The 7970-nt window shown below is 74.1% G+C and carries 7 protein-coding genes; 6 read left to right on the top strand and 1 reads right to left on the bottom strand.

Features of this window, described 5'->3' with window-relative positions:
- The first annotated feature begins 432 nt into the window (after positions 1 to 432).
- The 6 genes from RI554_03400 to RI554_03425 all read left to right on the top strand — a co-directional run bounded on the left by RI554_03400 (position 433) and on the right by RI554_03425 (position 7445).
- A complete protein-coding gene (locus RI554_03400) occupies positions 433 to 2754 on the top strand; it encodes a PKD domain-containing protein (GenBank protein ID MDR9391055.1) in 2322 nt (773 codons plus the stop codon).
- 67 nt (positions 2755 to 2821) lie between these two features.
- Positions 2822 to 3775 (top strand): YhjD/YihY/BrkB family envelope integrity protein, encoded by a 954-nt coding sequence (locus RI554_03405; GenBank protein MDR9391056.1) that lies wholly within the window; start codon positions 2822 to 2824, stop codon positions 3773 to 3775.
- A gap of 10 nt (positions 3776 to 3785) precedes the next feature.
- The gene (locus tag RI554_03410; GenBank protein ID MDR9391057.1) at positions 3786 to 4508 is read left to right on the top strand and encodes a lysophospholipid acyltransferase family protein; all 723 of its coding nucleotides are present in this window, start codon (positions 3786 to 3788) and stop codon (positions 4506 to 4508) included.
- 107 nt (positions 4509 to 4615) lie between these two features.
- The gene (locus RI554_03415) at positions 4616 to 4906 is read left to right on the top strand and encodes an HU family DNA-binding protein (protein MDR9391058.1); all 291 of its coding nucleotides are present in this window, start codon (positions 4616 to 4618) and stop codon (positions 4904 to 4906) included.
- Between the two features lie 267 nt (positions 4907 to 5173).
- Entirely contained in the window at positions 5174 to 6607 is a 1434-nt protein-coding gene (locus RI554_03420) for an NAD(P)/FAD-dependent oxidoreductase (GenBank protein ID MDR9391059.1), read from the top strand.
- Positions 6608 to 6632: 25 nt separating this feature from the next.
- Positions 6633 to 7445: an inositol monophosphatase family protein gene (locus tag RI554_03425; GenBank protein ID MDR9391060.1), complete on the top strand. Its 813-nt coding sequence runs from the start codon at positions 6633 to 6635 to the stop codon at positions 7443 to 7445.
- Positions 7446 to 7466: 21 nt separating this feature from the next.
- On the opposite strand, the gene RI554_03430 is transcribed toward RI554_03425, so the two are convergent.
- A partial coding sequence (locus tag RI554_03430) for a pyridoxal-phosphate dependent enzyme (GenBank protein MDR9391061.1) occupies positions 7467 to 7970 on the bottom strand: 504 nt, incomplete at its 5' end.

Consider the following 7970-nt stretch of genomic DNA (forward strand, 5'->3'; position numbering starts at 1 on the left):
GCATGAACATGTCGATCTCGCGCGGGGGCGCCGCGGTGCCGTCGCGCAGCGCCAGCGTCTCGGCGGCGATGTCGCGGCCGCAGGTCGCCTCGGTCACCTCGGCCTCGACGGCGAGCTCCACGCCGCCCGCGGGCGGCTCGGGGCCCCGCTCCTGGCCCGCCTCCGCCCCGCCGGCCTGGGGCTCGACGCGGCGCTGCTCGTGGTGGCCCGCGCCATCCTCGCGCGCGCCGGGGCGGAGGACGCCACCACCCGCCGCGCGCTGGAGGCGGACGGCGGGTCGCCCCGCCCCGGGCCGTCGGACCCTCCCGACCCCGTCGCGTGACACGCACCCCCGACGTGTGCTACCCCTGACTCGGGACGTTCGTCCCTTGGCGCCGGGCGGCGCCCCTACCGTTTCCCTCGACCGTTCGCGACGTCCCCCGGGAGGTCACCATGCCCGACGACCCCGCCCGACCCGCCCACGCCCCCACGACTCCACGATCCCTCGGCCTCGGCCCGACCCTTCGCGCCGTCGCGACGCTCTGCGTGGCGCTCCCCATGCTCGTCGCTTGCGGACGTGACGGGGTGGGGGGCGCCCCCTCCTACGGCAACGACCGCGCCCCGATCGCCGCGGTCGCCCCCGACGACGTGCGCGCCGCGGTCGGCTCGGCGGTGACGTTCGACGCCTCCGCATCGCGCGACCCCGACGGCGACGCGGTCCGCATCGCCTGGACCGTCGACGGGCCCGACGCCGCCACCACGCCGTCCCCGACGTCGGGAACCACGACGGTCGTGACCCCCGGGGTCCCCGGCACGTACGAGGTGACCGCCACCGCCCGCGCGGGCGGTGCCCGCGACGCCGCCACCAGCACGCTGACGGCGCTCCCGGCCGCCTCCGGGATGGCCGACGCCGGCCCCGACCAGAGCGTCGCCGTCGGGACGCGCGTCGACCTGGACGGCCGCGGTTCGCGCTCCCCCACCGGGGACCCGCTCCACTACCGCTGGACCCTGCAGCGACCGGCGAACAGCGCCGCCTCCCTCACCGACGCGCGGACCGCCACGCCGAACGTCGTGCCGGACGTCGCCGGCCGGTACGCCCTCACGCTACGCGTGGACGACGGCACCGTCGCCGACGCCGACGGGGTCGTCGTCACCGCGAACGCTGGACCGTCGGCCGACGCCGGCCCCGACGTCACGGTGTCCGCGACGGGCGTCGGGGTGGAGCTCCGCGGTACCGGACGCGATCCGGACGGCGACCCGCTGACGTACGCCTGGGCGCGCACGAGCGGACCCGCCCCCCTGACGTTCGGGACCCCGAACGCGGCCGCGACGACCGTCACGCCGACCACCGCCGGCACGTACGTCCTGCGCTTCACCGCCAGTGACGGCGTCACGTCGGCGAGCGACGACCTCCAGCTCACCGTCGCGTCGCAAACCACCGTGTACGTCGACGCGCTCGACGGGGACGACGCCGCGCCCGGAACCGCCCGCGCGCCCGTCGCGACGTTCGAGGAGGCGTTGTCCCGGGCCAACGCGTCCGCCACGATCGACACGATTCAGCTCTCGGAGGGCGCGCACGACAACCTGGCACCGATCGCCGTGGGCTCCCCGTCGGTCGCCCCCGCGGTTGGGGGCAAACCGGGCGTGCCGCCGAAGCCTTTGCCCGTCGAGGACGACCTCACGGTCGAGGGCGCCACGTCGTTCGACCCGCGCGCGACCGTCCCGAGCGACGCGTCGTCGTTGGCGTTGAACGACCGGACGATCTCGGTGACGGACGGCCACGCGCTGGTGCTACGCAACGTGGCCCTGACGGGGCTCACGGAGGCCCTCCACCTCGCGCCCGGAGCCCGCGCGTCGCTCGAGGGGGTGCGCTGCGACGTCGGCATGCGGTGCCTGGAGCTCCGCGAGAACGCCGATGCCGACGTTCGAACGGCCGTGTTCGCCCTCGAGACGCCGTACGCGAGCGTCCCGCCCGCATCGCGCGGCGTGAGGGCGGACAAGGGGGGATCCGATCTTCGGCTGCGTGAGGTGACGGTCTCGGGGTTCGACGTGGGTGTCGACCTATTTTCAGCCACCGCATCGCTGACGGACGTCCGGGTGCGCGCCGAACGCATCGGGATCTCCGTGGGGAACGTGGCGAACTTCGCTCGTCCGAGGGTCGACCTTCGGGGCGGCCTCGTCGCAGACACCCCGACGTGCGTGGAATCGAGTCGAGCCGACGTGTCGATGCACGACGTGGCGTTGGCACGATGCGGCGTCGCCTACGACGTGGGGCCCGGATCCGAGGCCTCGTTGGCGCGCACCAGCATCGTCGATGCGGGGGCGTTCCCCAGCACTGCGGGTGCGATCCGGGTCGAAGGTAGGTCGTATGCCACGACCCGCCTCACCCTCCGAACCACGGAGATCGTCCGCGCTGCGGAAGCAGGCATCGTTCTCGACGGACCGAAGATCCACGCGGACTTCGGGGTCGACGGCGACCCCGCCCAGTCGACGATCACCACCGATGCCCCAACGACCTGGGCGGTCGACGATCGACGCCCCGATTCCGGCTCGCAGGACTCGGGAACCGTCACCCTGCACGGCCTCTGGTTCGACGACGACGGCGATTGGGTGACGCCGATGATCGACCAAACGGAAACCGGTCCGGGCCGTCTCAGCGAAATCCTCGTCGGCACGACCTACACGTACCCCTACGACATCGTGAACGGCGCGGAGGTCGAGGTCGTGGGCCTCATCGCCGATGGACCGACCGGTCCGATCGGGACGACGCAGTAGGCGACGGCTGCGCGCACCTGCGGCGGCCCCCCGCCGTCGCGACCGAGGGTGGTAGCGTCGCCCCTCGATGGAGGGCGTCCAGGACGAATCCCGAAGCGCGTGGGGGCGCGGCGTGCGGCGCGCGGGGGCGGCCGTGCGGCGGCTGGCGCAGCGGTGGCGCCGCGCCCGCGTCGCGACCCTCACCGCGGCGCTGGCGTACTACGCGGCGTTCTCCCTCGGGCCGCTGCTGCTGCTGCTCGGGGGCTGGGCGGCGGCGACGTTGCGGGCGCGGCCCGACCTGGCGGAGCGCTACCGGACGGCGCTCGCGGAGGTCCTCGCGCCGATCCTGCCCGCCGGTCTCGCCGCCCCGGATCTGGTCGACCGCAGTTTCGACGTCGTCGTGACGCAACTCTCGTCGGGCACGACGCTGCGCACGGCGCTGTCGCTGCTGGTGCTGCTGTGGGCGGCCAGCGGCTTCTTCGCCAGCCTGCAGCGCGCGCTGGAGACGATCTTCGAGGTCCCGCGCGAGCGGGGCTTCTTGCGGACGCGCGCGATCGCGCTGGCGTTGATCGCGTCGGTCGCCGCCGTCATCGCCCTCGAGCTGCTCGGGGGGACGTTGGCGGCGTGGACGTGGCGGACGCTGCAGACCGCCAGCACTGCGCTGGAGCCGTTCGGGCTGGCGCTGCCGGACCCGCCCGCCGCCCTGGCGGGGCCCGGCCTGTGGCGGTTGGCGCTCGGGTTCGCGGCGTTCACGCTGACGTACCGGCTGCTGCCCGGGCGGACGGCGCGGTGGCGGGGCGCGGCGCTGGGGGCGGGGATCAGCGTCGCGGGGCTGCAGGCGATGCGGGTGCTGTTGCCGCTCGCCTTCGACGAGGCGCGCTTCAACCTGGTGTACGGCGTCGTCGCGTCGCTCGTGGTGCTGCTGTTGTGGCTGTACCTGGCGCTGTTGTTGTTCCTGCTCGGGGCGTTGGTGGCGGCGGAGGCGTCGGCGGAGATCCGCGCGCGCGAGGGCGCGCGCGCCGCGCCGGACCCGGTGGGCTAGCATGCACGGCATGCCCGACGCCGACCTCGACCGCCGCGAACCGTGGGGGTGGCTGCGCCGCCTGCTGGCCGGCTTCTGGTTCTACGTCACCGCCCGATTCCTGTTCCGCCTCTACGCGAAGATCGTGCACGGCCTGCGGACGCGGGGGCGCGACCGCGTCCCCCGCGAGGGGGGCCTGGTGGTGGCGGTGAACCACTTCAGTACCCTGGATCCCCCGATGATGGGCGTGACGATGCCGCGCGAGATCTCCTTCATGGCGAAGAAGGAGCTGTTCGAACGCCCCGCGTTGCGGGCCTTCGTCGAGGGCCTGCACGCGTTTCCCGTCGACCGAGAGCGGAGCGACCTGGCGGCGATCAAGGAGGCCTCGCGCCGCCTGAAGGCGGGGCGTGCGGTCGGGGTGTTCGTGCAGGGCACCCGCGATTCCGCCGACGCCGAAGCGCTCGACGGCGCGGCGTTCCTGGCGCAACGCACCGGCGTGCCGCTGCAACCCGCGGCGGTCTGGCGCGAGGGACGGCGCTACGTCGTGGCGTACGGTGAGCCGTTCGAGGTCACGGGGCGGGGGAAGGTCGCGATGCGCGAGGGGACCCGCGAGACCGTCGCCCGCATCAACGCGTTGTTGCCGTCCAGCACGCACATGATCGCGCCTCCCGCGCTCGAGCCGGTGGCGGGCGAGGGCGCCCCGCCGACCCCCGTCGACCCCCCCGAAGGTGCGGCGCGGGACACGCCTTCGTAACGAAGGTCGCGCGCACGACGCACTTCGCGAAGGTGTCACCCTTGCCCGGCCCGGACCGGCATGCTACGGTGCCGGTCAGCAACACCACCCCCGAAGGAGGAATGCCAATGGCGACGAGTAAGACCGTGTCGAAAGCCGACCTCGTGACCACGGTGTCCGAGGAGACCGGCCTCAAGAAGAAGGACGTCAAGGACGTCATGGACGCGATGCTGGATCAGGTCACCACGAGCCTCGACAAGGGCGCGAAGGTGCAGCTGACCGGCTTCGGGACGTTCGAAGTGCGCGCCCGCAAGGCCCGCACCGGCGTGAAGCCCGGCACCACCGAGAAGATCAAGATCCCCTCCAGCAAGTACCCGGCGTTCAAGCCCGGCAAGAGCCTGAAGGAAAAGGTCAAGTAAGACCCCCACCGACGACGTTCCGCACGACGTGCGGAGTCCGGGCGGCCGTTCGCGGCCGCCCGTCGTCGTGCGGGGGGAACGACGCGGGAACCATGCGGGAACGAATCGGGGACGCATCGGGACCGACGCGGGGCGGACGGGGAACGTCGCCCCCGACGCCCCGCTCGTGAACGACGTCACGTACGCTGTCGGGACGTTCGCCCCTAGCGCCGAGGCGACGTTCCGGGTCCGTCGCCGTCGGCCTCGCCTCGCCCCGACCCGTCCCCCATGCCCCAGCGCACCCCCCACGTCGTGGTCGTCGGCGCCGGCTTCGCCGGCCTCGAGGTCGTCAAGGGCCTGAAGCGGACCCCGGTCCGCGTCACGCTCGTCGACCAACACAACCACCACACGTTCCAACCGCTGCTCTACCAGGTCGCCGGCGCCCAACTCGACGCCGGCGAGGTCGCCCACCAGGTCCGCGCCGTCCTCCGCCGCCAAGCCAACGCCCGCTTTTTGCAGGGCACCGTCACCGGCGTCGACTGGACGGCGAAGACCGTCCGCGTCACCGACCCCGGCGCCCCCGGCGCGCCCGACGGCGTCCCCCCCGACGACGTGCACGACCTGGCGTTCGACGAGCTCGTCGTCGCGCCCGGCGCCATCTACGCCGACTTCGGCGTCCCCGGCGTGCGCGAGCACGCCCACTTCCTCAAGAGCCTCAGTGAAGCGGTGAACCTGCGCAGCGCCCTGCTCCGCCGCTTCGAGGCGGCCGCCGCCGCCGAGGCGCGCGGCGACGCACCGAAGCCGGGCACCCTGACGTTCGCGATCATCGGCGGCGGCCCGACCGGCGTCGAGATGGCCGGCGCCCTCGCGGAGCTCGTGCACGGGGTGCTGCCCGGCGACTACCCCGACCTCGACCTCGCGCGGGCCCGCATCGTGCTCCTCGAGATGAGCGACGCGCTGCTGCCCCCCTTCGCCCCCGCTTCGCAGCGCCACGCCCGACGCGTCCTCGAGCGACGGGGCGTGGAGGTCCGCACCGGCGCCGCCGTCGCCGAGGTCCGCCGCGACGGACTCGTGCTCGAGGGCGGCGACGTGCTCCCCGCCCACACGACGATCTGGGCGGCGGGGGTCGAAGCGCACCCGCTCGCGAAGGCGCTCGGGCTCGAGACGACCCGCGGGGGGCGCCTCGTCACCGCCGCCGACCTCTCGCTGCCCGGCACCGACGGCGGCTGGGCGGCGGGCGACGTCGCCGCCACCCACGACGACGACGGGCGCCTGCATCCGCAGGTGGCGCCGGTCGCCATCCAGCACGGCCAGCACGTCGCCCGCGCGATCCGCGCGAAGCTCGCCGGCCGCCCCACGCCGCGCTTCCATTACGCCGACAAGGGCATGATGGCGATCATCGGCCGCAACGCCGGCGTCGCGGAACTCTCCCGCCGCCTGGGCGGCCTGCAGCTCCGCGGGTTCCTCGGGTGGTTGGGGTGGCTGCTGATCCACCTGGTGTACCTCCCCGGCCACCGCAACCGCCTCGGGGCGTTCGTGACGTGGGCGTACGCCTACCTCACCCGCGACCGTCACGCCCGCCTCATCACCGCCATGGAGCCCTCCCCGGCCGAACGGACCGGCCGCACCGGGCGCGTCGTCACCGTCCCGCCCCCCGACCCGGATCCCGCGGGGGGGACGGCGGGCGGTGCGGCGGGCGGCGACACCTCGCGCGCCGCGTAGCGGCGCGCTGGGTATCGTGCGCGGCATGGACCTCCACGCCGCCCGCGACGTCGCCATCCACGCCGCCGAAGAAGCCGCCCGCATCCAACGCGCCGCGCTGGGCGGCGACCTGGAGATCGCCACGAAATCCAGCGAGACCGACCTCGTCACCCGCGTCGACACCGCCTGCGAGGCCCGCATCCGCACGATCCTCGGCGAGGCGTACCCGGGCCACGCGGTGCTCGGCGAGGAGGAGGGCGCGACCGGCGCGACCGATGCGCCGCGGTGGATCATCGACCCGCTCGACGGGACCCTGAACTACGCGCACGGCTTCCCCTTCTACTGCGTCTCGATCGCCCTGGAGGTGGACGGCGAGGTCCAGGTCGGCGTGGTCCTCGATACGCCCCGCGACGTCCTGTACGAAGCGGTGCGCGGCGAGGGGGCGCGCGCCGACGGCCGCCCCCTCGCCGTGAGCGAGGAGACCGAACCGATCCGCGCCATGCTGGCGACCGGGTTCCCCTACCTCCCCTCCGGGCAGCACGCCAACCTCGACGTGTTCGCCCGCGTCCTGCCGCAGGTCCGCGCCGTCCGCCGGCCCGGCGCCGCGGCGCTGGATTTGTGCATGGTCGCCGCCGGTCACCTCGACGGCTTCTGGGAGATGAAGCTCAACGCGTGGGACGTCGCGGCCGGCCTCCTGATCGTGCGCGAGGCGGGCGGGACCGTCACCGCCGGGGACGGCGGACCGTACGACCTGCACGATCCGGTCGTCGTCGCCAGCAACGGCGCGATCCACGCCCGCCTGGTGGACCTCCTGGACCTCGGTGCCGCCATGGCCGACACGGACGCCGCGACCCCGTAGCGGAGGCCGCGAGGCCGGCCGTCAGGCGCCGGGGGGCACGTCCGCGTCGACGTCGTCGTCGAACAACGCCGTGCTCAGGTAGCGCTCGAACCCGTCCGCCGCGAGCGCGACGACCACCTTCTCCGGCCCCAGGTCGCGCGCGACCTGGAGCGCCGCATGCACCGTCGCGCCGGAACTCATGCCGATCGACATGCCCTCCTCGCGCATGATCCGCCGCGCCAACGGGAACGCCTCCTCCTCGTACACCGCGATCACGTCGTCGAGCAGATCGACGTCGAGGTTCGGGGGCACGAACCCGGGACCCATGCCCTGGAACCGGTGCTGGCCCTTCTCCCCCCCGGTCAGCACCGGACTGCGGGCCGGCTCGACGCCGACCACCCGCACGTCCGGCTTGCGCGCCTTCAGGGCCCGCCCGATCCCGCTGATCGACCCGCCCGTCCCGGTCGCCCACACGAACGCGTCGATGCGGCCCTGCATCTGCGCCCAAATCTCCGGGCCGGTCTCCGCCTCGTGGATCGCCGGGTT

It is taken from the genome of Trueperaceae bacterium (assembly GCA_031581195.1).
Taxonomy (GTDB): Bacteria; Deinococcota; Deinococci; order Deinococcales; family Trueperaceae; genus SLSQ01.

What these genes read in the sequence shown, in the direction of transcription:
- RI554_03415 (MDR9391058.1), top strand. Translation starts at nt 4,616, where the DNA reads ATGGCGACGAGTAAGACCGTGTCGAAAGCCGACCTCGTGACCACGGTG.
- RI554_03400 (MDR9391055.1), top strand. Translation starts at nt 433, where the DNA reads ATGCCCGACGACCCCGCCCGACCCGCCCACGCCCCCACGACTCCACGA.
- RI554_03420 (MDR9391059.1), top strand. Translation starts at nt 5,174, where the DNA reads ATGCCCCAGCGCACCCCCCACGTCGTGGTCGTCGGCGCCGGCTTCGCC.
- RI554_03425 (MDR9391060.1), top strand. Translation starts at nt 6,633, where the DNA reads ATGGACCTCCACGCCGCCCGCGACGTCGCCATCCACGCCGCCGAAGAA.
- RI554_03410 (MDR9391057.1), top strand. Translation starts at nt 3,786, where the DNA reads ATGCCCGACGCCGACCTCGACCGCCGCGAACCGTGGGGGTGGCTGCGC.
- RI554_03405 (MDR9391056.1), top strand. Translation starts at nt 2,822, where the DNA reads ATGGAGGGCGTCCAGGACGAATCCCGAAGCGCGTGGGGGCGCGGCGTG.